The following is a 24,444-nucleotide window of genomic DNA, read 5'->3' as shown; positions in this document are numbered from 1 at the left end:
ACGGCCGGGCGGCCGGCTGCGGCGTTCAGTGGTCCGAGCACTGACATCCCCGGAGACCGTTTACAAGTCGGCCGTACGGCGCTACCTTCCGCCACAGGCGAGGTGGGAGCGCTCCCATATGACCCCCGGCGGACCGGAACCCGCCGGAGGCCACCGGGAGCCGCTCCCGCCTCGCGCTCCGCACCCGCCCGACCCGTCTCCGTGCCGGAGACGACCGCACCGGAGCCACCCGCAGCAGACGTACCGCTCTAAGGCGCCGCCCAGAGGTACCGCCCAGAGGCACCCGCACCCACCCGCAAGAACTGCTCCACCCACCCCCACGTGCACGGTCCGTACACGGAAGGACGGACTCCGCCATGTCTGTCATGATCGCGACAAGCTCCGCGAAGAAGGCGTCCCGGTTACGCTCCCGGGCCCTCCTCCTCGTCCTCCTGGCCCTGTTGGCCACCGTCCCCGCCCTCGGTCTGATCGTCACGACCGGCGGCCCGGCAGAGGCCCACGGCACCCCCATGAAACCGGGCAGCCGCACCTTCCTGTGCTGGCAGGACGCGCTGACCGACACCGGTGAGATCAAGCCGGTCAACCCCGCCTGCAAGAACGCCCAGCAGGTCAGCGGTACCACGCCGTTCTACAACTGGTTCTCCGTGCTGCGCTCCGACGGCGCCGGCCGCACCCGCGGCTTCGTCCCGGACGGCCAGCTGTGCAGCGGTGGCAACCCCAACTTCACCGGCTTCAACGCCGCCCGCTCCGACTGGCCGCTGACCCACCTCACCTCGGGCGCGACCGTCGACTTCTCCTACAACGCCTGGGCCGCCCACCCGGGCTGGTTCTACGTCTACGTCACCAAGAACGGTTTCGACCCGACCAAGACGCTCACCTGGAACGACATCGAGGACCAGCCCTTCCTCTCCGTCGACCACCCGCCGCTCCACGGCTCCCCGGGCACGGTCGACGCCAACTACTCCTGGACCGGACAGCTCCCGGCGAACAAGTCGGGCCGCCACATCATCTACATGGTCTGGCAGCGCTCCGACAGCCAGGAGACCTTCTACTCCTGCTCCGACGTCGTCTTCGACGGCGGCCACGGAGAGGTGACCGGCATCCACGAGCCGGGCAACCCCAACGAGCCCGTCCCCGGCACCTGCACCGCCACCCGCCGGACCACCACCAGCTGGAACGGCGGCTACCAGTCCGAGGTGACCGTCACCAACTCCGGTGACGTCCCCATGCTCGGCTGGATGGTCGACTGGACCCTGCCCGCCGGCCAGACGGTGAACAGCCTGTGGAACGGCAACGCCACCTACAACGGCCAGGCGGTGATGGTCCACAACGCCGACTGGAACGGCTCCCTGAGTCCGGGCCAGAGCACGACCTTCGGATACGTCGTCTCCGGCTCGGGAGGTGACAGCGCCACCGGTCTGCCCTGCCGGGTGGGCTGACCGGACCAGGCACCGATCCGACCAGGCACCGATCCGACCCGGCACCAAGCGGACCCGGTGGGCGCCCCACGCCCACCGGGTCCGTCGGTCTATGCAACCCGCACCGGCAACACCCCTGCCAGCCAGTGCAGTTGGCGTCTGACGTGTTCCGCCTCGCCCCCCTCGTGCCCGTTGAACGGGTACGCGTGGATCTCCCGCCGGGGATCCGCGCCGCCGCTCAGCTCGCCGTACCGGTTGAAGGCCGCGTACGTCCCGCTCGGCGGACACACCGTGTCGCGCAGCCCGGTGCCGAAGTGGGCCGGGGCCTGGGCGCGGCGGGCGAAGGAGACGCCCTCGACGTAGGAGAGGGTGCGGTAGGCGGCCTGTTCGGTGCCGCGGTGCACCGCGAGATACGCGGCGATCTCGCCGTAGGGGCCCGCGTCGACGAGGTCCAGGGCGCGGCGGATCCCGCACAGCAGCGGGGCCGTGACCAGGACCGCGGCGAGGTCCGGCAGCAGCCCCGCCACGGCGAGGGCGAGTCCGCCGCCCTGGCTGTTGCCGACGGCCGCGATCCGGCCGGCGTCCACCCCGGGCAGCGCGCGCAGGGCCGTCACCGCCCGGACCGCGTCCGTGATCAGCCGCCGGTAGTGACAGTCCCGCGGGGCCCGCAGGCCGCGCGCGGCCGGACCCGGGCCACCGGGTGCCTGGGCGTGCGGATCGGGGGTCGAGCCGCCGTTGCCGTACTGGTCGCCCTGGCCGCGGTTGTCCATCAGCAGATGCGCGTAACCGGCGTTCACCCAGGTCAGCCGTTCGTGGGGGAGACCCCGGCCGCGGCCGTAGCCGGCGTACTCCACGACGGCCGGCAGGGGGTCGCGGACTCCGGCCGGGCGGGAGTACCAGGCGCGGACCGGGTCACCGGCGAAGCCGCGGAAGGTCACGTCCCAGGTCTCCGTCAGCCGTAGACCGGTTCCCACCGGGTCGGCCGACACCAACGCGTCGTACTGCGCGGCGTCCTTGAGGGTGTTCTGCCAGAACTCGTCGAAGTCGGCGGGTTCCTCCGGCAGGAGGCGATAGGTCTCCAGCTCGCTCGGCGGCAGGTCGAACGCGGGCACGCGGGCACCTCGCAGGAATCGGTCCGGACAGGGAAAGTTGCGGAGGAGGTCGGGCTGCGCTTGGTGGTTCTACCCCGAGCCGAGGTGTTCCCATGCCCGCCATCCGCCCCGGCCGTCTCGCGCCGCACCCATTGACAGCGCTTTCTGGGTGCCCCTAAGTTGCCGCGAAGTTACCGGTAAGAAGCTCGAAAGTTTCGGTATCGCGTTCCCGTCACGGGAGGCCCGAGCATGAGCACCTCCACCACACCGGCCCCACCGCCCGGCACCCAGCACCCGCCCCGGGCACCCGTCCGCCCCGACCCGCCGCCCCGGCGTCCCGGGTGGCGCAGAGCGCTGCGCCGCGACTGGCGGCTGTACTCGCTGGCCGTGCTGCCGCTGCTGTTCTTCCTGGTCTTCCGCTATCTGCCGATGATCGGCAACGTCATCGCGTTCCGCCGGTTCGAACCGGGCGGCTCCCTTCTCGGGGAGCAGTGGGTGGGGCTGCGCTACGTGCGGATGTTCCTGTCCGACCCCACCTTCTGGCAGGTCTTCCGCAACACCCTCTGGCTGGGCGCGCTGACCCTGCTGTTCTGCTTCCCGGTCCCGATCGTGCTGGCGCTGCTGCTCAACGAGGTGCGCCGGCGCTCGCTGAAGCGGTTCGTGCAGTCGGTGTCGTATCTGCCGCACTTCCTGTCGATCGTGATCGTCGCCGGGATCACCCTCCAGATGCTCGCCGTGGACGGCCCGGTCAACCACGTCCTCGGCTGGTTCGGCCACGACGCGATCCGGTTCGTCCAGGAACCCGGCTGGTTCCGCACCGTCTACGTCGGCTCGGAGATCTGGCAGACCGCCGGCTGGGGCACGATCCTCTACCTCGCCGCCCTCACCACGATCGACGAGGACCTCTACGAGGCCGCCCGCATCGACGGCGCCAACCGCTGGCAGCAGATCTGGCACGTCACCCTGCCCGGCATCCGCCCCACCATGATCACCCTGCTGATCCTCAACATCGGCACCTTCATGGCGGTCGGCTTCGAGAAGATCCTGCTGCTGTACAACGCGCTGACCTATCCGACGGCCGACGTGGTCTCCACCTACCTCTACCGCGCCGGCGTGGAGTCCAACAGCTTCAGCTACGCCGCCGCGATCGGCCTGTTCGAGGCGTTCATCGGACTGGTGCTGGTGACCTCCGCGAACCAGCTCTCGCGCCGCACGGTGGGGACGAGCCTGTGGTGAGGCCGGCCCGGCGGGAGAGCCGCTCCTACCGGGTCTTCCAGGGCGTCAACGGGCTGGTCCTGACCCTGGTCGTGCTGGTGACCCTGTACCCGTTCGTCAACATCGTCGCCCGCTCCTTCAGCGGGGAGCGCCAGATCCGCGCCGGTGAGGTGACCCTGTGGCCCAAGGGGTTCAACCTCACCACGTACGACATCGTCTTCCACGACACGACGTTCTGGCGCAACTACGGCAACACCGTGCTCTACACGGTGGTCTCGACGGTCGTCGCCATGGTCCTGACCACCTGTTACGCCTATGTCCTGTCGAAGCGGCACCTCAAGGGACGGGGCGTCCTGGTCGGTGTGGCCGTGTTCACCATGTTCTTCAGCGGCGGACTGATCCCGAACTACGTCCTGGTCACCAGTCTCGGCCTGAAGAACTCCGTGTGGGCGATCGCCCTGCCCAACGCGATCAGCGTCTTCAACCTGCTGGTGATGAAGGCCTTCTTCGAGGGGCTGCCCACCGAACTGGAGGAGGCCGCCGAGATCGACGGGCTCACCACCTACGGCATCCTGCTGAGGATCGTGCTGCCGCTGTCCAAGGCGGTCATCGCGACGATGGTGCTCTTCTACTCGGTGTCCTTCTGGAACTCCTGGTTCTCGGCCTACCTCTACATGGACCGCACCGAGCTGATGCCGGTCACGGTCTATCTGCGGAACATGATCGCGGGCGCCACCACCGGCGGCAACGCGGGCGCCGCCAGTGAGCAGCTCAGCCAGGTCGGCGCCAACATCCAGGCGGTCACCATCGTGCTCACCTCGCTGCCCATCCTCTGCGTGTACCCGTTCGTCCAGCGCTACTTCGTCTCCGGCGTGATGCTCGGCGCCGTCAAGGGCTGAGCGCCCAACTAGGGAGTATCCGTGAAGAACGCAGGTCAGCTGTCGCGGCGTCAGATCCTGGCCGCCGCCGGGTTCATCGGCCTCGCCGGGCTCACCGGCTGCGGCAGCGGCGACGACGGAGGGGACTCAAAGGACCTCTCCAAGAAGCGAAACGGCGCGATGAAGGAGTACCGCGTCGGCGAGCAGTTCAAGGCGGCCAAGCCGCTGTCGTTCTCGGTGCTGCACAACAACAACCCCACCTACCCGCTGAAGAACGACTGGTTGTTCTGGAAGGAACTCACCCGGCGCACCGGCGTCACCCTCAAGCCGGTCGCGGTCCCGCTGGCCGACTACGAGAAGAAGCGCAGCGTCCTCATCGGCGCGGGCGACGCCCCCTTCCTGATCCCCAAGACGTACCACCCCTCCGAGGTCGCCTTCGTCTCCTCCGGGGCGATCCTCCCGGTCAGCGAGTACGTGCACCTGATGCCCAACTACCGGGACAAGGTCAGAAAGTGGAAGCTGGAGCCGGAACTCGACTCCATCCGCCAGGCCGACGGCAAGTACTACCTGCTGGCCGGACTGCACGAGAAGGCCAAGTCGGGCTACTCGCTGTCGCTGCGCACCGACGTCCTGGAGAAGCTGGGCCTGGCCCTGCCCACCACCTGGGACCAGGTGTACGAGGTCTTCCGGGCCATCCGCGCCGAGTATCCCGACCGCTATCCGCTCTCCGACCGCTGGAGCATCAACACCCCGTATCCGGCGGCTGCGTTGATGAGCTACCTCGGTCAGGCCCACGGCGTCAGGGCCGGCTGGACGTACGACAACATCAGCTGGGACGCCGAGAAGGACGCCTTCGTCTTCACCGGCGCCTCGGACGGCTACCGCCAGATGGTCGAGTACCTGGCGAAGCTGGTCGCCGAGAAGCTGATCGACCCCGAGAGCTTCACCCAGACCGACGACGACGCGGTGCAGAAACTGCTCGGCGAGAAGTCCTTCGCGATCAGCGCCAATCCGCAGGAGCTGGTCCAGAACTACCGCTACAACCTGGAGAAGCAGGTCAAGGGCGCGAAGATCGAGATGGTCCCGGTGCCGCTCGGGCCGGCCGGCCCGGTGGTGATCGGCGGAGCCCGGCTGGAGAACGGCGTCATGATCTCCAGCAAGGCCCTCAAGAGCGACACCTTCGTCGCGATGATCCAGTTCATGGACTGGCTCTGGTACTCCGACGAGGGCCAGCGCTTCGCCAAGTGGGGGGTCGAGGGCACCACGTACACCCGCTCCGGCGACACCTACGCGCCGAAGCCCGGCATCAGCCTGATGGGCTCCGACCCGGACGCCCCGAAGGACCTCCAGAAGGACTACGGCTTCTTCAACGGCGTCTTCACCTACGGCGGCAGCTGGGCCCTGGTCTCCTCCTCCTTCGGCCCCGACGAGAGGAAGTTCCAGGACGCCATGGCCCAGCGCCGACAACTGCCCATCGGCCCCGCCCATCCCCTGCGGTCCATGGACCAGGAACAGGCCACCCTCTGGGACACCCCGCTGCGCGACCACGTCGTCCAGAACACCCTGAAGTTCGCCCTCGGCAAGCGCCCCCTGTCCGAGTGGGACTCCTACGTCGGGGAGCTGAAGGCCAAGAACATGGACCGGCTCGTCGACCTGCACAACCAGGCACGCGACCGCTTCACGAAGGAGAACGGGTGATCCGCGTCCCCGCCGCCCCGGCCGGCCGGCTCTCCGACGCCTGGCGGACCTGTGTCGGCACCGGCCGCATCGAACTCGCCCTGCGCCGCGACTACCAGGACTCCCTCGCCCTCCTCCAGCGCGACATCGGGTTCCGGTACATCCGCGGCCACGGCCTGCTGAGCGACGGCATGGGCGTGTACCGCCCCTACGAGCACGCGGGCACCCGGCACGTCCACCACTCCTTCACCTATGTCGACCAGGTCATCGACGCCTGGCTTGCGCTCGGCATCCGCCCGTTCCTCGAACTCGGCTTCATGCCGGCGGAGCTGGCCTCCGGTGACCAGACGGTCTTCTGGTGGCGGGGCCATGTGACCCCGCCCCGCTCGCACCGGGAATGGGCCGACCTGGTCCGTGCGACCCTGCGCCACCTGGTGGACCGCTACGGCGTCGACGAGGTGCGCACCTGGCCGATCGAGGTCTGGAACGAGCCCAACCTCGCCGACTTCTGGCAGGGCGCGGACGAGCGGGCGTACCACCGGCTGTACGAGGTGACCGCGCACACCGTGAAGGAGGTGGACGCCGGGCTCCAGGTCGGCGGCCCCGCGATCTCCCCGGGCGCCGACGACTGGCTGGACCGGTTCGCCGAGTTCGCCGCGCACCGCGAGGTGCCCGTCGACTTCGTCTCCAAGCACGCCTACACCTCCGGACCCGCCCAGCGCGTGCCGTTCGGGGTCCATCAGACCCTGGCCCCGGCGACCGACCTGCTGGACCAGTTCGCCACCCCGCGGGAGCGTCTCAAGGGCACCCGGCTGGCCGGACTCCCGGTGCACATCACCGAGTTCAACTCCTCCTACTGCCCCGACAACGCGATCCACGACACCGCCTTCCAGGCCGCCTATCTCGCCCCCGTGCTGGCCCGGGGCGGAGACCACGTCGACTCGTTCTCCTACTGGACGTTCAGCGACATGTTCGAGGAGGCCGGGGTCCCCACCGCCCTCTTCCACGGCGGCTTCGGGCTGCTCACCCACCGGCAGGTCCGCAAGCCCGTCCACCACCTGTACGCGTTCATGGCCCGGATGGGCCCCGACCTGCTCGCCCGCGGCGACGACCATCTCGTCACCCGCCACCGGGACGGCCGCGTCACCGTCCTCGCCTGGGCACCGGTCGACCCGACCGGCGCGACGGAGGGCGCCGCCGGACACGCCCTGCGGCTGTCGCTGCCGGTGGGGCCGAACGCCCGGGACGGCGAGGGCGACGGGGGCGGGGGCGAGGTCTTCGTGCGCCGGTCGACCGTGGACGAGGAACGGGGGAACGCCTGCACCGCCTGGCGGCACATGGGCAGCCCCCGCTCCCCGGGCCGCGCGCAGCTCGACGTCCTGCACGAGGCCGCCGAGCCCGCCCGCACCCACGGACGGCTGCCCGTCCACGACGGCCGCACCGAGCTGGACCTGACCCTGGCCTGCCATGAGATCACCCTCGTCGAACTGACCCCGGTGGAGGACGAGACCCCACCGTGGTGGGACGCGCGACGGCTGCTGGGCCGGGAGCCCGCGTGAGCGCCACGGCGACCGACTTCGGCACCGGAGTCCTCTCCCGCGCCGCCGCCCTGGTCCACACCCTGCTCACCGTCGAGGCCCTGTTCCTCGTCGCGGCCGCCCCCGGCGTCGCCGGCCTGTTCCTCCTCGGGCCCGACCCCGCCAACCTGCCCCTCGCCGCCCTGTGTCTGCTGCCGCTCGGCCCCGCCGCCACCGCCGCGCTGTACGCCCTCCACCACCGCAGCCGCGACCTGACCGACCTGCACCCCGCCCGGGCCTACGGCCGGGGCTGGCGGCTCAACGCCGTCCCCGCCCTCCGGCTCTGGACCCCACTGCTGGCCTGGCTGACCGTGATCGCCTTCACCCTCACCCACTTCACCGCCACCGGTCTGCCCCGCTGGTGGGCGGCCCTGCTCGCGCTCATCGGCGTCGGCTCCCTGCTCTGGGGCGCCCACGCCCTCCTCCTCACCTCGCTGTTCACCTTCCGCGCCCGCGACACCGCCCGCCTCGCCGCGTACTTCACGCTCCGGCACGGGAAGGTCACCCTGGCCTTCGGCTCCCTGCTCGTCCTCGCCGCCGGACTGACCGCCCTGCTCACCGAGGCCCTGCCCGCCCTGCTCGCCGCCCCGCTGCTGCTCTCCCTGCTGCACGCCGGCCGCCCGGTGACCGCCGAGACCCAGGAGGAGTTCACCGCATGAGCCCGCAGAGCCCCAAGATCCCCTATGGCGGCGACTACAACCCCGAGCAGTGGCCGCAGGAGGTCCAGGACGAGGACCACCGGCTGTTCACCCGCGCCGGCATCGACACCCTCACCGTCGGGGTCTTCCTCTGGTCCCTCAGCCAACCGGCCGAGGATGTCTACGACTTCACCGCGCTCGACGGCGTCCTGGACCGCGCCGCCGCCGCGGGCCGCCAGGTCTGCCTCGCCACCGGCACCGCCGCCCTCCCGCCCTGGCTCGCCGCGCGGTACCCCGAGGTCAACCGCACCGACTTCGAGGGCCGCCGGCACCGCTACGGCCAGCGCCACAACTTCTGCCCCAGCTCACCCGCCTACCGCCGGACGGCCACCGCCCTGGCCGAGCGCCTCGCCGAACGGTACGCCGCACACCCGGCGCTGCTCGCCTGGCACGTCAACAACGAGTACGGCGGCGCCTGTTACTGCGACCTGTGCGGCACGGCCTTCCGCCACTGGCTGCGGGAGCGGCACGGCAGCCTCGCCGCCCTGAACGACGCCTGGTGGACGGCCTTCTGGTCGCACCGCTACACCGACTGGGACCAGATCGAGCCGCCGAGCGCCCTCACCGAGCACTGGCGCGGCCCCGACCACACCGCCCTCCAGGGCATCACCCTCGACTACCGGCGCTTCATGACCGACGCCCTTCTCGGCTGCTTCACCGCCGAGAAGGAGGCGATCCGGCGCCACGACCCCGAAACGCCGGTGACCACCAACTTCATGGGCATGTACCGCCCGGTCGACTACCACCGCTGGGCGCCCCACCTCGACTTCGCCTCCTGGGACTGCTATCCGCCCCTCGACGCCCCGCCGACCTGGTCCGCGCTCGGCCACGACCTGATGCGGGGGCTCAAGGACGGCGCCCCTTTCTGGCTGATGGAACAGACCCCGTCGACGACGGCATGCCGTGACGTCAACCCGCTGCGGCGGCCGGGGGAGCTGCGCCTGGCCACCTTCCAGGCGGTCGCCCACGGCGCCGACGCAGCCCTCTTCTTCCAGCTGCGGGCCTCGCGCGGCGCCTGCGAGAAGTACCACGGCGCGGTGATCGGCCACGCGGGCCGGGACGACACCCGCGTCTTCGGCGAAGTGGCCGACCTGGGCAAGGAGCTGGAGCTGCTGGGCCCGGTGACCCTCGGGGCCCGCACGCCCGCCCGCACCGCCCTGCTCTTCGACTGGGACAGCTGGTGGGCCCTGGAGATGTCCGACGGCCCTTCGCGGCTGGTCGGGTACCAGGAGACCGTCCACGCCTACTACGGGGCCGCCCGCGCGGCCGGCGCCGACCTGGACGTCGTACCGCAGGGCGCGGACCTGACGCCGTACGACGTGGTGCTCGCCCCCGTCCTGCACCTGGTCAAGGCGGACCTCGCCCCCCGCCTCGAAGCCGTCGCCGCCCGCGGCGGCACCGTCCTTGCGACCTTCCTCTCCGGCCGGGTCGACGAACACGACCGCGCCTTCCTCACCGACGTCCCCGGCCCGCTCGCCGACCTCATGGGCGTCCGGATCGACGAATGGGACGCCCGGCCCGCGGAGTTCGTCCAGACCGTGCCCGAACTGCGGGCGACGGCGCGGCTCGTCTTCGAGATCGTGCTCCCCCGGGGAGCGGAGACCGTCGCCACCTACGGCACGGACTTCTACGCGGGCACCCCGGCGGTGACCCGCCACGCGTACGGCAAGGGCGAGGCGTGGTACGTCGCGACCGCCCTCGACCAGCCGGGCGTGGACCGGGTCGTGCACCGTGTCCTCGCCCGGCACGGCCTGCACGGCCCGTACGCCGGGCACCCCACCGTGGAGGCCGCGCAGCGCGTCGCCCCCGACGGCACCCGGCTCCTCTTCCTCCTCAACCACGCCCGGGAAGCCGCCCCGCTGACCGCGCACGCCACCGCGACCGAACTCCTCACCGGCAAGCGGGTCGAGCAGGGGGAGGTACTGACCCTCGACCCGCTCGGCGCGGTCGTGCTGCGCCTTCAGTAGACGGTCCGCCCCCGCTCGTCCGGCACCCCGGACTTGCGGAAGAAGTAGCTGTTGATCTGATCGCGCCACTCACGGGCACCGCGCACCTGCTCCTCGAACAGCTCCGCCACCCGCCGGTGCCGGGCCGGTGCCATCAGTCCGGCGAGGCCCGCCCACACCCGGCGGGCCTCCTCGGCCTCCTCGACCCCCTCGAAGTGCGTGTCGTAGATGTGCTGGATCACGGTCTTCCCGCTCCTGAGCACATGCCCGTAGGGCACATGGTGGAAGAACAGCAGCAGCTCGTCGGGACAGCGCGCGACGGACTCGTACACCTCGGCCCACGGCGCGGCGTACTGGGCCGCGTACCCCGTCCCGGTCGCGGCGCTGCGGTCGACGCCGACACCGTCGCGGTCGGCGAAGTGGTAGGTGCCCCACGGGCTGTACTCGTAGCCGTCGACGTTCGGCCCGTAGTGGTGTCCGGGCTGCACCATGAACCCCACCCCGAGCGGGGCCGTGTACTTCTCGTACGTCCGCCAGGAGCCGTCCAGCACCGCGTGCAGCCCGTCTGCCAGCCGTCGCGGCGCGGATGGGAAGGTCAGGCCGATCCACTCGTCCAGGACGCGGTACGGATCGGCGTCCGGCCGCCAGGCCAGCCTGCCGAACGTGTACAGGTTCGCCTGGGCCAGCGGATGCCCCGTCCAGAACGGATCGTCGCCCACGTTCGACACCGCGACGAGATCGCGCGCCGACCCGCCCACGCTCGGCCCGTCCTCGCCGCGCGGCCGGAACCGCAGCACCTCGCTCCACATCGGCCCGAGCCAGCACACGTGCCGCTGCTGCCCGGTGTACTCCTGGGTGGCCTGCACCTCCACCGCGGTCCGGGTCCGCGTGAGCGCCCCGAGCACCGGTGAGACCGGCTCGCGCACCTGGAAGTCCATCGGCCCGTGCTTGACCTGGAGCACCGCGTTGTCGGCGAACTCCCCGTCCAGCGGCGCGAAATGGTCGTACGCCGCCCGCGCCCGGTCCGTGCCGCGGTCCCGCCAGTCCTGCCGGTGGTCGTAGACGAAGGCCCGCCAGTGCACCGTGCCGCCGTACGGGGCGAGCGCGCCGGCCAGCAGGTTCGCTCCGTCCGCGTGACCGCGCCCGTAGGCGAACGGCCCCGGCCGGCCCTCTGAGTCGGCCTTCACCACGAACCCGCCGAAGTCGGGGATCACCGCGTACACCCCGCGCACGGCCCCCGCCCACCACTCCCGCACCTCCTGCCGGAGCGGATCGGCGGTGGACAGCCCGCCGAGCACGACCGGCGCGGCGAAGGTCACCGCCAGATGCGTACGGATGCCGTACGGCCGCAACTCGGCGGCGATCGCCGCGACATCGCCGATCCGGTCGGTCAGCAGCCTCGCCTCGGCCTCGTGCACATTGACGTTGTTGACGCACACGGCGTTGATCCCGCACGCGGCCAGCAGCCGCGCGTACGCCCGGACCCGCGCGAAGTCCTCCCGCGCCCGGCCGTCCCGCCAGAACAGCGAACCGCCCGCGTAGCCGCGCTCCACCTGGCCCATGACCGGGTGCACGGCCACGTTGTCCCAGTGGTCGAGCATGCGCAGGGCCGTCGCGGGACGACGGGCCTCGCGGGGGAAGGCGCCCGAGAAGGCCGCCTCGCCGAGCCGTACGACCTCGAACAGGCCGTGGAGGAGCCCGTGCCCGGTGGAGGCGGTGACCGTCGTCGTGCCGTCCTCCCGGACGACCGTGAAACCCTCCTCCTCGCCCGCGGGTCCGCCGTCGGCCGTCTCCAGCAGGAGGTCGCGGGGACCGTCGTGGACGATCTGCCCGCCGAACCGTGCGCAGGCGTCGGACACTTCACGGCGCACGGTGTCGACCAGCGGGCCGGAGCCCCTGACCAGGACGCGCCGGGTCCCCAGCGGCCGGAAGACCTCCGGGGGCAGCCAGCCGGGATCGATCCCGTTCAAGAGAGCAACTCCACCTCGGACAGACGGACTTCACCGTCGAACACCAAGCGGTACCTCGCGTACCTACCCGGTGACGGCACGCCGAACGCCCGCGTCTGCCGGTCCCAGGCGAAGGTCTGCCCGGTGCGGCGGTCCAGGGTCCGCCACGTCGTCCCGTCGGCGGAGCCCTCCAGCCTCCAGCCCGTGGGCGCCTTCGCCCGCTCGGCGGAGGTCAGCGTGTACTGCACGGCCTTGGTGACGCCCCCGGCCCGCAGGGTGACCGCGCCGGACACGGTCGCGGCCGTCGCGGAGGTGTCGTCGGTCAGGGCGCCGGAGCCGGTGAGCGTGTCGGCGCGGGGCGTCGGCACCCGGTCGTCGCGGGTGATCGACGCGGGCGCCGCGTCCTTCCCGCTGCCCCACGCCGAGGGGCGCGGCCCCATGGCGAACTCCAGGGTCCCGCCCCGGGCGAGGAGTGAGTGGGGGAGCGAAGTCGACGTCCAGGTACGGCCGTTGACCTTCAGCCCCTGGACGTAGACGTTCCGCGCGCTGTTCTTCGGGGCCTTCACCACGAGGTCCCTGCCGTTCTCCAGGTGCACGGTCGCCCTGGTGAACAGCGGGGAGCCGACGGCGTACTCGCCGCCCCCCATCACCAGTGGGTAGAAGCCGAGCGCGGAGAACAGGTACCAGGCCGACTGCTCGCCGTTGTCCTCGTCGCCGTGGTAGCCCTGTCCGATCGCGCTCCCGGTGTACAGCCGCGACAGCACCTCGCGGACCCTCGCCTGCGTCTTCCAGGGCTGCCCCGCCGCGTCGTACATGTAGAGCGCGTGGTGGGCGACCTGGTTGGAGTGCCCGTACATGCCCATCCGGACGTCCCGGGCCTCCGTCATCTCGTGGATGACCCCGCCGTAGGAGCCCGCGAACTCGGGCGAGGCGGTCTCGGGGGTCGCGAAGTACGTGTCGAGTTTGCGCGCCAGGCCGGCCCGGCCGCCGTACAGGTTGGCGAGGCCCCGGCTGTCCTGCGGGGCGGTGAAGGCATAGCCCCAGCCGTTGGTCTCGGTGTAGTCGTAGCCCCACACCCGCGGGTCGTACCGCGACGACTCGACACGCCAGGAGCCGTCCTCGTCGCGGCCCTGGAAGAAGCCCGCCCGGGTGTCGAACAGGTTCACGTACCCCCGGGCGCGGTTGAGGAAGTACGCCGACTCCTCCGCGTACCGCCGCTCGCCGGTCCTGCGGTACAGGGCCTCGCCCATGCGGGCGATGCCGTAGTCGTTGAGGTAGCCCTCCAGGGCCCAGGACAGGCCCTCGGGGGTGGCCGTGCTCGTGTAGCCGAGGAAGGGGGAGGTCGCCATGCCCTTGCGGCCCACGCCCGGGGACGGCGGGACGACGGTGGCGTTCTTCAGTGCCGCCTCGTAGGCCGCCTTCGCGTCGAAGCGGACGCCCTTGACGTACGCGTCGGCGAAGGCCACGTCCGAGGAGGTGCCGGTCATCAGGTCGGCGTACCCGGGCGAGGACCAGCGCGACGTCCAGCCGCCGTCCTTGTACTGCTGCACGAACCCGTCGGTCAGCACGCCGGCCTGAGTGGGCGTCAGCAGCGCGTACGCGGGCCAGGTCGTGCGATAGGTGTCCCAGAAGCCGTTGTTGACGTACACCTTGCCGTCCACGATCTTCGCGCCGGTGTGCGTCGGGGTGTCCTGGCTCACCATGGGCGAGAACGGCGAGGCGTACCGGTACGTCGAACCGATCTTCTCGAAGCCGGAGTTGGGGTAGAGGTACAGCCGGTAGAGACTGGAGTGGAGCGTGGTGAAGCTGGTCCTGGGTCGCTCCCTCGACCTCGACCCTGCCGAGCAGGGCGTCCCACTGCTGCCGCGCCCGCTGCTTCACCGTCTCGAAGCCGGTGCCGTCCGGGATCTCCTGGCGCAGGTTGTCCTTCGCCTGGTCGAGGCCGATCAGCGAGGTGGCCAGCTTCAGGGTGACCGTCCGGTCGGCGCCCGCGTCGAACCGCAGGTAGCCCTTCACCCCGCTCGACGCCCCGTCCGTGACCGGCGCGTCGAACTCGCCGTACACGAACAGCCGCGTCGCGCCCGTCGACAGCCCGGACTTCACGTCCGAGTAGCCGGTGACGACCCCGGAGGCCCGGTCGAGCGTCAGCCCGGCCTGGTCGGTGACGTTGTCGAACAGGACGCTCGCGTCGGAGCCCGGATAGGTGAAGCGCAGGGCGGCCGCGTGGTCGGTCGGCGCCATCTCCGCCGTGAGACCGTTCTCGAACCGCACCCCGTAGTAGTACGGCCGCGCGGTCTCGTGCGAGTGCCGGAAGGCCAGCGCCCGTGCCGTCCGCCCGGTGTCGGGGGTGCCCGCCGCGGCCGACGGCATCACCTGGAAGGTCTGCCGGTCGCCCATCCACGGGCTCGGCTCGTGACTCGCGCTGAACGCCTGGATGGTGGGCAGATTGTCCGCGTTGTTCCCGCGCGCGTAGTCGTACAGCCAGCTCAGCGAGGACGCGTTCGTCACCGGGGTCCAGAAGTTGAACCCGTGCGGCACGGCCGTCGCCGGGAAGGTGTTGCCCCGCGAGAAGCCCCCGCTGGAGTTCGTCCCGCGCGTGGTCACCGCGTAGTCCGACGGGTGCGCCCGCACCGGCTCCGGGGCGGCCGGGCCCAGGGTGATGTCGTCCACCCAGCCGCGGAACCGCGCCGGGCCGCCGGGGGAGTCGTAGGCCACCAGGATCCGGTCCACCGTCCTTCCGGCCGCCACGGACCCGATCGCCGACTCCACGTCGTTCCACTGGTTGACGTACAGGACCTTCGCCGCGCCCTGCCCGCGCGGCGACAGCGGGAAGCCGTACCGGTCCACCGCGCGGAGCCCGCTGAGGTAGGTCCCGTCCGTGAAGGCCAGGTCGACCGAGACGTTCGTCGCCGCGTAGTCCCGCTCGCCGTCGGCCAGCTGCGGGAAGATCCGGTACGCGAGCCGGGTCCGGGCACCGACCCGGACGTTCACGTCGAACACCTTGTTGTACGAGTACGCCCGCCCGGAGGCGGTGTGGCGCCCCGCGTACCGCAGCGCCCGCACCCCCGTGAACCCGGCCCGCGCCTTCGCCGTCGGGGAGCCGCTCGGGCCCCGGTCGACGACGGTGAGCATGTCCGGCGGCACCGGCCCGCCGCTCCCGCCCGTCGCGAGGCGCAGATCGGCGAGCTGGAGGAGGTCGGCGCCGTGGTTCCTGGTGACGTCGAGCCGGAAGTGCCGGTAGGCGGCCGGCGCCGCGAGGGTGTACGTCTTCGTCTGAAACCGTTCGGTGAAGTCCTCGCCCGAGCGGCTGTCGAGGACCGTCCAGGCGGCGCCGTCCGCCGAGCCGCTCAGGGTCCAGTCGGCCGGATCGCGTTCGGCGGCGTCATTGGCGGAGGTGAGCGCGTACGTGGTCACCGCGGCCGGGGTGTCCAGGTCGAGCTCCGCCCAGCCGGTGGCCGCGAACGTCAGCCACTTGGTGCTCGGCTCGCCGTCGGCCAGGTTCTCCTTCACCTCCCCGGCCCCGGTGTTCTCGGCGCTCGCCCGGACCCCGGTGACCCGGTCGGTCACCTCGCCGGGCAGTCCGCCGGTCGCATAGCCGCCGTCGACGCCCGAGGCCCGCTCGGGGGTGCTGGTCCAGTCCGGCGCGGGCTGGCCGGCCTCGAACGACGAGGCGAACGTCCGGGCCTGCCGCGGGAGGTGTGCCGTCCCGGCGACCGCCGCCCCCGGAGCGCCGACCGTCATGACGAGGGCGGCCGCGACCGCCGGTGCGCGTAACCGTCCGAACCACTGCATGCGTGAGCATCCTCCCCGCCCGGACCAGGGCTGCGGACAACGTTGTCCCATGTGGTGCGCAGCACTCAGTAGGGGGCCGGGTGAGGGGCGGTGTCAAGGATGTGGATTGCGCCGTACGGGGCACGTGTCGCGGATTTTTCCGGCAGACCGGCCGGGGATGCCGCATATTTCCGGGAGGTCTCCACTCGGATCCGGCGGCAGACTCGCCACCACGGCCTTCGTCTCGGTCACGTGCGCTCCTTGGTCGGAGCACAGGATCAGACGAAGGCCGCCCCCACGTCCGGCAAACTCCCTGGTGAGTGACCCCGTTCGGGACGTTGTTCGAACCCGAAAGAAAAAGAGCAAGCTCAGAGGTGGTCGCAGACCTGGCCGATGATCCTGGCGGCTGCCCAGCGGGCCATGAACCCCCAGACGGTGCGCCTATCAGTTACGTGGAATCAGACGCAGCAGGAGCCATCTCGTATCCTGCGGCGTCCCCGTGGGCTGAGGAGGCGTGTTGGGCAGCGCGGTGGTGTTGGAGGAGAAGTGGCCGGTCCTGGGTCGGCATGAGCGGGCGGCCGAGTGGCTGCGGGTGTGGACGGATCTGGGGAGGGCTCCGCGGACGATCGACGCGTACGCGCGGGGTCTGGCCGAGTACCTGCTGATCTGCGAGCGGGACGACGTCGATCCGATCACCGCGGGTCGGCTGCACGTGGCCGCGTTCGTGAAGGACCTGTCCACGCGGCCGAGCCGCCGCGGAGCGAACGTGGTCGTGCTGGACTCCGGGGCGGGTCTGGCGAACGCGACCTTGCAGCAGCGGCTGGTGCCGGTCCGCCTGTTCTACGACTACCTGATAGAGGAAGGGCTGCGGGAGTCGAACCCAGTCGGCCGCGGCCGCTACACGCCCGGCCGGAAGTTCGGCAGCCACGAGCGCGGCCTGGTGCCCCGCCTGGGGAAGCTGCCGTGGATCCCCAGTGAACAGCAGTGGCTCGACCTGCTGGACGTCGTACGCGAGGAGCCGGCACGGAACCGGTTGATGCTCGCCCTGGCCTACGACGCCGCTCTGCGACGCGAGGAACTGTGCTCGCTTCGGACCGACGACGTCGATCCAGCCCACCGGACGCTTCGGGTCAGGGCGGAGACGACGAAGACCCGCCGCGAGCGCGTGGTGCCGTACTCCGCGCCAACGGGCGTGCTGAACTATCTCGCCGGCCTGATACGCGGCCACCTGAAGAAGATCGGCTCGCGGTGGCGGGCGCTGCCCGCCGGGAAGATCGCCGGCATCGTGCTGGCGGTGCTGCGCTGTCACCAGCGGCCTGGCGATCTGGCCGGCGGGAACGGGGTGCACCGCACCACCGTGAGCCGGTGGGTGCGCGAGGTCGTCGGCCTGCTGGCCGTCCGCGCCCCGCGCCTGGACCGCGCGTCGAAGAAGATCACCCGAAAGGGCGGTGGCGTGGTTCTGCTGGACGGCTCCCTGATACGCACCCGCCGGCGCACCGGGGCGGACAACCGGCCGAACTACTCGGGCAAGCACAAATGCCATGGCCTTCTCGTGATCGCGCTCACCGACGACCGGGGGCCGACTGGTGTGGATCTCCGCGGTGCGGCCCGGACGCACATCCGAGATCACCGCCTGCCGCCACGACAAGCTCACCGCCCACCTGCGGGCCGCCGGGCTCGGTGCCATCGCCGACCTGGGGTTCGTCGGCCTCGACGACGGTCCTCCTGACGCCGACCCGGCGGTGATCTGCGGCTACAAGGCGGCCCGGAACCGGCCCCTGACCCGCGGCCAGAAGCTGTCCAACAAGGCACTGGCCGCGGTGCGGGCCCCGGTCGAGCACGGCTTCGCCCATCTCAAGAACTGGCGCGTCCTCACCAAGGTCCGCACCGACCCGAAGTGGGCGACCGCGCTGGTCAGGGCCCTGCTCGTGCTGACGAACCGGGAAGTCACCTGCTGACGGACGACCTTGTCGCTGGACTACCGCCCCGGACCTGCCCGGGCCGCCCGACGCCTACGCACACCAGACCATCTGACGCGCAGCTTTCACGATGCACCGGGCTCCCTCAGAGCTGGAGACCAGATGACCACGGGTTTCCCGCTGACCGTCGGGCCTGCTCCGGTCCTGCGGAGTTTCTGACCCGTGGTCACCATGTGGAGTGCTGCCTAGTGGGCGGTCCCGGCCAGCTGCGGGTAGAGGGCTGCAACGCCTCCGGCCAGCCCGGACTGCACTTGGCGGCTGAAGTCGTCCGCGACGATCTCGTGGGCGTCGGCGGCGATGCCGTCGACCGCGATGCGGGCGATGTCAGCCGGGTCGGACTTGGGCTCGGTGCTCTGCTGGGCCATGTCGGTGTCCATGTAGCCGACGTGCAGTCCGGCCACCCGGATGCCCTGCTGCGCAAGGTCCACGCGCAGGGAGTTGGTCAACGACCACTGCGCGGCCTTGGCGGCGCTGTAGGCGCCGACCTGCGGGAAGCTGAGCCAGGACAGGGCGGAGAGGATGTTCAGGATCGCGCCGCCGCCGTTGGCCGCGATCTGCGGGGCGAAGCCCCGGACCACCGAGAGCGTGCCGAAGTAGTGGGTGTCCATCTCCAGGCGAATGGCGTCCTGGTCGCCGGCGAGCAGGGTGGCGCCGGTGGAGATGCCGGCGTTGTTGATCAGGACGGTGACGTCGCCGGTGGCCCGGACCGCGGCGGCGACCGAGGCGGGGTCGGTGATGTCGAGCGCGATCGGCTTGGCGCCGGGCAGGTCGACCTGGTCGGGGTTGCGGGCTGCGGCGTAGACGGCGGCGCCGCGGTCGAGCAGTTCGGCGGCGAGGGCGCGGCCAAGACCCCGGGTGGTTCCGGTGACGAGAACGGTGCTGGTGGACAGGTCCACGGACGACTCCTGGTGCAGGTTGTGGTGTCGGGGAATGGGGGTATCGGTCAGGCGGGCAACTGGTTGAGCTTGCGGATCTGCCGGTCGAAGGCGCGAAAGGGCGTTGTCAAGTTGTCGGCTGTGTGACTGCCTGACGGCGCATGGGGGCAGGGTGGGTTTGGGAGCCGGACCTGTGGTCAGGCCGTGGTGGCAAGGCCGGCGACGCCGGTGTTCTGGTCCCAGATCGCGAAGCGGACGGTCATCTCGGCTCGGTGGGCGGCAGCGGTCATCAGGTGTCGGCGAGGCGGAAGTGGGGCGAGATGCCGCTGAACGCGGACAGGAACCGCAGGGCCCCGCCCACGGAGCTTCATCGCGCGTTCACGCTGCCTCGTCGGCTGGTGGGAGTTCTCGGCCCGGTTGTTAGCCCCTTGTGGGAGCGGTGCTCGGCGGAGGGCATGACCTCGCGGTGGGCCGCTCCGTAGGAGCGGAGCTTGTCGGTGACGATCACCCGCAGCACCATTCGGCTCTTCTTCATCAGCCTGCGGAAGAAACGCCTGGCCGCGGCCTTGTCCGGCGCCCCTGCACGAGGATGTCCAGCACCGTCCCGTCCTGGTCGACAGCCCGCCGTTGATCTTGATGAAGACTTCGTCCAGATGCCACTTGTCCCAGGCCGGGGCCGGCGGCGACGCAACTCGCGGGCGTAGGCTGGGCCGAGTTTCACACACCAGCGGCGGACCGTCTCGTACGAGACGACGATACCGCGCTCAAGCATCAGTTCCTCGACCTCGCGGAACGACAACGGGAAACGGTGGTACAGCCACACACAGTGGGAGATGACCTCGACCGGGTACCGGTGCCCCTTGTACGACGGCGACGCGCTCCCCACGGACGCCCCTTCCCAGGCTGATCAACCAGAAGATCACCCCGCCGGTCAGCCAACATGACAGTGCCGGCAAGACCGACGACCTGATGCCCGGCATCGATGAGTTCGCGGACGACGGCGGAACCAATGAATCCGGTTGCGCCGGTGACGAATACGCGCATGGTGCAGTCCTTCGGTGAAATGACATGGTGCGGCCCCGGCGCAGTATCGAAGGGGCGCCGTGAACCGGTGATTCCATCGTCCGAAGGGGAAGCGCTCCAAGTCCAAAGCCTGTTTCGCAACGGGCAATGCAACTCAGGCATCACCGCACGTCAGAAAGACTTTCAGGAGCGTTCCCACGTCGCTGCGGACTACGCTTGCGGGCATGCCCGACTCAGCTCCCGCGCCGGACCTCGATCTGCGGCTGGTGCGGTACTTCATCGTCGTCGCCGAGCACCGGCACTTCGGCCGCGCCGCCGATGCCCTCTACATCACCCAGCCGTCCCTGAGCCGTCAGATCCGCCGCCTCGAAGAGAAAATGGGCGCTCGCCTGCTGGACCGGACCCCGCAGGGCAGCCAGCTCACCGAGGCCGGGGAGGTCTTTCTGCCCCGTGCCAAGGCGCTGCTGCGCTCGGCCGCCCAGGCCGCGGCCTACACCCGTGCCGCCGCCGAGCCCAGCCGGATCACCATCGGGTACACCACGGGCCTCATCGTCACCCCGGCGGTGCGCGAGCTGCGGCGTCGGCACCCGGACGCCGACGTGCAGACCTTGCATCTGGCCTGCAACGACCCGCGCGCGGCCCTGCTCGATCACCAAGTGGACGCGGCGGTGACCCGGTTGCCGTTCCCGACCGACCAACTGCACGTGACGGTCCTCTACGACGAACCCCGCTTGCTGCTGGTACCTCTCGGCCACCGCCTGGCCGGCAAGGAATCCGTCACCCTCGACGACATCGCCGACGAACCCCTTCCCCGGGTGCGGCGATCCGACCCGGTCTGGAGCGCCTTCTGGCGCATCGACCCCCGGCCCGACGGAAGCCCAGCACCCGATGGCCCCCTCGTCGAGGCCGTCGAGGACAAGGTCGAACTCATCGCCGCCGGGCAAGCCGTGGCTATCTCGGCCGGCCTCCGCGCCCAGGGCCTCCGCCCCGACGTCACCGAGGTCCCCCTGCACGGCGTCGAGCCGAGCCACGTCGTGCTGGCGACCCGCGCCGGCGACCACAACCGCCTGGTGGCGGCCTTCCGCAAGTCCGCCCAAGCCCACCTCACGGGCGACCTCAGTGAGCCCGGTGCATCGTGAAAGCTGCGCGTCAGACGGTCTGGTGTGCGTAGGCGTCGGGCGGCCCGGGCAGGTCCGGGGCGATAGTCCAGCGACAAGGTCGTCCGTCAGCGGGTGACTTCCCGGTTCGTCAGCACGAGCAGGGCCCGCTGGTCGGCGTGCACATGGGTTCGCTCGCATCGAAGACCTCGTGGCCCGCTGCCGGGATGGTCTGGAGCACTCCACCGATACGTGGGCTGCACGCAAACGCTCGCTGACGCCTCAGTCGTCGGCGCGCTGGGCCGGCGCTGTCACCAAAGCCACTCACGATCAGTGGGCGCTCTCGCGTCGCGGCCAGCTCGCGCACATCCAGAATCTGGAAGCCGGGATCAGGACGATCGCGCACCGCCTGTCGCAGCCGATCGGCGCGAAGGGCACGAAGAAGGCCCCCGGCGGCTACCGTTGCGAGGGCGAGTGGTTCCACAAGACCCGCCGCCTGCGCGTGTTGGAAGACCGGCTGGAGCGTGAACGCGCTGACCGTGCCAACGGCCGCGTGCGCGTGGTGCGGGGCGGCAGGCGACTCGCCCGCAACCGGCACAACCTGGCTGCCGCCCGGCTCACCGCCGGGCAGTGGCGGGAACGCTGGGAGGCAGAGCGCTGGTTCCTGGCCGCCGACGGCGAGAGCGGGAAGCGATTGGGCAACGAAACGATCCGCATCACCCCGGACGGGGAGGCGTCGATCAAGCTGCCCGCGCCACTGGCTCACCTGGCCAATGCCCGGCACGGCCGGTACGTCCTCGCGTGCAAGGTCTCCTTCCCGCACCGCGGCCCCGAGTGGGCCGACCGCATCGAAGCCAACCGGGCCGTCGCTTACCGCATCCACTTCGATGCGGACCGGGGCCGCTGGTACATCACCGCGTCCTGGCAGTACGCCCCGACGAAGACCATCCCGATCAAGTCCGCCCTGGCCGACGGGGTGATCGGTGTCGACACCAACGCCGACCACCTCGCCGCCTGGCGCCTCGACACCCACGGCAACCCGACCGGCCGACCGCGCCGCTTCTCCTACGACCTGTCCGGCAACGCCGGACCACCGCGACGCCCAGGTCCGCCACGCCCTGACGCGCCTGCTGAACTGGGCCAAGACCTGTGGCGTGAAGGCCATCGCCGTCGAAGACCTGGACTTCACCGCCGAGAAGACCCGCGAGAAGCACGGCCGCCGCACACGCTTCCGGCAGTTGATCTCCGGCATGCCCACCGGCAGGCTCCGCGCCCGCCTGTCTTCGATGGCGGACCAGACCGGTATCGCGATCATCGCCGTGGACCCGGCCTACACCAGCCGCTGGGGCGCCCAGCACTGGCACAGGCCCCTCACCGCCAAGAACCGAAAGACCACCCGTCACGATGCCGCGAGCATCGCGATCGGACGACGCGCCCAAGGGCACCCGATCCGGCGACGGACGGCACCGCCCCCGCACGACCAGAGTGATCGTGCGGGGCATCGGACCGTCCAGGCCCGACCGGGCCCCCAAGGCGTGAGGGAACCCGCCCCCGTATTCCCGGACCACGGACACGATCCGTGCAGCAGATACAGAGCGAAAGCGGAGACCGGGACATCCAGAACCGTTCGGAATGTCCGCAGTGCACAGGCTTGGGTCCAAGACTCACTCCTGCGCACTGATGAGGAACGGTTGACAGCGGGCGCCCTGAAGTAAACCCGGCGTCTTCATGCGGCGTACACGGACCTTGGTCGCGAGGGTTGTCGTGTACGCCGCTTTTCGGCGGTCTGTGCCCGGTTTGATCGCCACGCTCCGGAGCCCTTCACACCCGGAATGCCACTTTCCGCAACGCCTCGCAGCCGCCCCCGCACACCCCGCGACGCTCTCTCGGGTGAGCGCGGACCCGCTTGTTCGAGCGTGCGGATACTGTTCAACCTCTTGACGGGAGTGGACCCGAACGGCTCAGCTTAGAGTTCACTAGTTGGACATAGACGGGACCTCATCGAAGCGGTCCCGCGCGCAGGAGGTCGTCGTGGAGACTCCGGGGTCGCAGTCGTCGCTGCATCGGGCCAACCTGGAGCGGGTGGTACGCGCCGTGCGTCTGGCCGGGTCCCTCACGCAGGCCGAGATCGCCCGCACGACGGGGCTGTCCGCCGCGACCGTCTCCAACATCGTGCGCGAGCTCAAGGACGGCGGAACCGTCGAGGTCACGCCCACATCGGCAGGCGGACGCAGGGCGCGGAGTGTATCGCTGAGCGGGGACGCCGGCATTGTCATCGGGGTGGATTTCGGCCATACGCACCTACGGGTCGCGCTCGGCAACCTGGCCCACCAGGTGCTCGCCGAGGAGTCGGAGCCCGTCGATGTGGACGCCTCCTCGACGCAGGGGTTCGACCGGGCGGAACAGCTGGTCCTGCGGCTGATCGAGGCCACCGGGGTGGACCGGTCGAAGATCGCGGGCGTGGGACTCGGCGTGCCCGGTCCGATCGACCTGGAGTCCGGCACGCTCGGATCCTCGGCAATTCTGCCCGGCTGGATCGGGACCAGGCCCGCCGAGGAGCTCAGGGGCCGCCTCGGCGTGCCCGTGCACGTGGACAACGACGCCAACCTCGGCGCCCTCGGTGAGCTGGTCTGGGGCAGCGGCCGGGGCGTACGTGATCTTGCTTACATCAAGGTGGCGAGCGGTGTCGGCGCCGGTCTGGTGATCGAGGGGAAGATCTATCGCGGCCCGGGTGGCACCGCAGGAGAAATCGGACATATTACTCTTGATGAATCCGGTCCTGTCTGCCGCTGCGGCAACCGGGGCTGTCTGGAGACCTTCGCGGCCGCGCGCTATGTGCTGCCGTTGCTCCAGTCCAGCCACGGTACGGACCTCACGATGGAGGGCGTCGTGCGGCTGGCCAGGGACGGAGATCCGGGCTGCCGTCGCGTGATCGCCGACGTCGGCCGCCACATCGGCAGTGGAGTCGCCAATCTCTGCAACCTGCTGAACCCGAGCCGGGTGGTCCTGGGCGGTGATCTCGCCGAGGCCGGTGAACTGGTGCTCGGCCCCATCAGAGAGTCCGTCGGCCGCTATGCGATCCCCAGTGCGGCGCGTCAACTCACCGTTCTCCCCGGGGCACTCGGCGGCCGTGCGGAGGTGCTCGGAGCACTCGCCCTCGCGCTCAGTGAGATGGGTGATTCGACCCTTTTGGACGGCACCCTGGCCTCCGCGACACCTGCCTTCACTTAGAGAACGAATGACGCCGTTG

The 24,444-nt window shown here is 70.6% G+C and carries 12 protein-coding genes and 6 pseudogenes; 12 read left to right on the top strand and 6 right to left on the bottom strand.

Annotated elements, in window-relative coordinates; all coding sequences use genetic code 11:
• Positions 1-365: 365 nt before the first annotated feature.
• Positions 366-1,439, top strand: a complete 1,074-nt coding sequence (locus U5640_RS08620) for a lytic polysaccharide monooxygenase (RefSeq protein ID WP_340385012.1) — start codon at positions 366-368, stop codon at positions 1,437-1,439.
• A gap of 89 nt (positions 1,440-1,528) precedes the next feature.
• Here U5640_RS08620 and U5640_RS08615 read toward each other — a convergent pair whose 3' ends face one another.
• Positions 1,529-2,530, bottom strand: coding sequence for an acetylxylan esterase (locus tag U5640_RS08615; protein ID WP_340375194.1), 1,002 nt, complete (start codon positions 2,528-2,530; stop codon positions 1,529-1,531).
• A 228-nt stretch (positions 2,531-2,758) separates the two neighbouring features.
• Between U5640_RS08615 and U5640_RS08610 the strand changes: the two genes are divergently transcribed.
• Genes U5640_RS08610 through U5640_RS08585 form a run of 6 tightly spaced genes read left to right on the top strand, consistent with a single transcriptional unit; the run spans position 2,759 to position 10,521 of the window.
• Entirely contained in the window at positions 2,759-3,745 is a 987-nt protein-coding gene (locus tag U5640_RS08610; RefSeq protein ID WP_340375193.1) for an ABC transporter permease subunit, read from the top strand.
• Positions 3,739-4,623 (top strand): carbohydrate ABC transporter permease, encoded by an 885-nt coding sequence (locus tag U5640_RS08605; protein WP_340375192.1) that lies wholly within the window; start codon positions 3,739-3,741, stop codon positions 4,621-4,623. The genes U5640_RS08610 and U5640_RS08605 overlap by 7 nt, the downstream gene beginning before the upstream one ends.
• Before the next feature lie 21 nt (positions 4,624-4,644).
• A complete protein-coding gene (locus tag U5640_RS08600; RefSeq protein ID WP_340375191.1) occupies positions 4,645-6,300 on the top strand; it encodes an extracellular solute-binding protein in 1,656 nt (551 codons plus the stop codon).
• Positions 6,297-7,838, top strand: coding sequence for a xylan 1,4-beta-xylosidase (locus tag U5640_RS08595; RefSeq protein WP_340375190.1), 1,542 nt, complete (start codon positions 6,297-6,299; stop codon positions 7,836-7,838). The genes U5640_RS08600 and U5640_RS08595 overlap by 4 nt, the downstream gene beginning before the upstream one ends.
• The gene (locus tag U5640_RS08590) at positions 7,835-8,515 is read left to right on the top strand and encodes a hypothetical protein (protein ID WP_340375189.1); all 681 of its coding nucleotides are present in this window, start codon (positions 7,835-7,837) and stop codon (positions 8,513-8,515) included. Before U5640_RS08595 ends, U5640_RS08590 begins: the two co-directional genes overlap by 4 nt.
• Positions 8,512-10,521 carry a beta-galactosidase gene (locus U5640_RS08585; RefSeq protein WP_340375188.1) on the top strand — a complete coding sequence of 670 codons (2,010 nt, stop codon included), beginning with the start codon at positions 8,512-8,514 and terminating at the stop codon, positions 10,519-10,521. Before U5640_RS08590 ends, U5640_RS08585 begins: the two co-directional genes overlap by 4 nt.
• On the opposite strand, the gene U5640_RS08580 is transcribed toward U5640_RS08585, so the two are convergent.
• Both U5640_RS08580 and U5640_RS08575 read right to left on the bottom strand, forming a co-directional pair.
• Entirely contained in the window at positions 10,515-12,470 is a 1,956-nt protein-coding gene (locus U5640_RS08580; protein ID WP_340375187.1) for an alpha-glucuronidase, read from the bottom strand. The two genes, U5640_RS08585 and U5640_RS08580, sit on opposite strands and share 7 nt — an antisense overlap.
• Positions 12,467-16,190, bottom strand: a pseudogene (locus U5640_RS08575) (GH92 family glycosyl hydrolase). The gene U5640_RS08580 and the pseudogene U5640_RS08575 overlap by 4 nt, the downstream one beginning before the upstream one ends.
• A gap of 1,066 nt (positions 16,191-17,256) precedes the next feature.
• Between U5640_RS08575 and U5640_RS08570 the strand changes: the two are divergent.
• Together U5640_RS08570 and U5640_RS08565 are read left to right on the top strand one after the other, a co-directional pair.
• Positions 17,257-17,388 (top strand): annotated as a pseudogene (locus U5640_RS08570) (tyrosine-type recombinase/integrase); the annotation flags it as partial.
• Positions 17,386-18,178, top strand: a pseudogene (locus U5640_RS08565) (transposase family protein). The pseudogenes U5640_RS08570 and U5640_RS08565, both read left to right, overlap by 3 nt.
• 206 nt (positions 18,179-18,384) lie before the next feature.
• Here the strand turns inward: U5640_RS08565 and U5640_RS08560 are convergent.
• The 3 genes and pseudogenes from U5640_RS08560 to U5640_RS08550 all read right to left on the bottom strand — a co-directional run.
• Positions 18,385-19,095 (bottom strand): SDR family oxidoreductase, encoded by a 711-nt coding sequence (locus U5640_RS08560; RefSeq protein ID WP_340375186.1) that lies wholly within the window; start codon positions 19,093-19,095, stop codon positions 18,385-18,387.
• A 298-nt stretch (positions 19,096-19,393) separates the two neighbouring features.
• Positions 19,394-19,924, bottom strand: a pseudogene (locus U5640_RS08555) (IS6 family transposase); the annotation flags it as partial.
• Positions 19,925-20,025: 101 nt separating this feature from the next.
• A pseudogene (locus tag U5640_RS08550) lies at positions 20,026-20,118 on the bottom strand (NAD-dependent epimerase/dehydratase family protein); the annotation flags it as partial.
• Positions 20,119-20,321: 203 nt separating this feature from the next.
• On the opposite strand from U5640_RS08550, the gene U5640_RS08545 reads away from it, so the two are divergent.
• The 3 genes and pseudogenes from U5640_RS08545 (at position 20,322) to U5640_RS08535 (ending at position 24,425) form a co-directional block, all read left to right on the top strand.
• Entirely contained in the window at positions 20,322-21,236 is a 915-nt protein-coding gene (locus U5640_RS08545) for a LysR family transcriptional regulator (RefSeq protein WP_340375185.1), read from the top strand.
• Between the two features lie 62 nt (positions 21,237-21,298).
• Positions 21,299-22,909: pseudogene (locus tag U5640_RS08540) on the top strand (transposase).
• 316 nt (positions 22,910-23,225) lie between these two features.
• The gene (locus U5640_RS08535) at positions 23,226-24,425 is read left to right on the top strand and encodes an ROK family transcriptional regulator (protein WP_340375184.1); all 1,200 of its coding nucleotides are present in this window, start codon (positions 23,226-23,228) and stop codon (positions 24,423-24,425) included.
• The last annotated feature ends 19 nt before the right edge of the window (positions 24,426-24,444 follow it).

The organism is Streptomyces sp. SS7, from assembly GCF_037993025.1.
Classification (GTDB): Bacteria; Actinomycetota; Actinomycetes; order Streptomycetales; family Streptomycetaceae; genus Streptomyces.
This window is presented reverse-complemented; position numbering and strand designations above follow the sequence as displayed.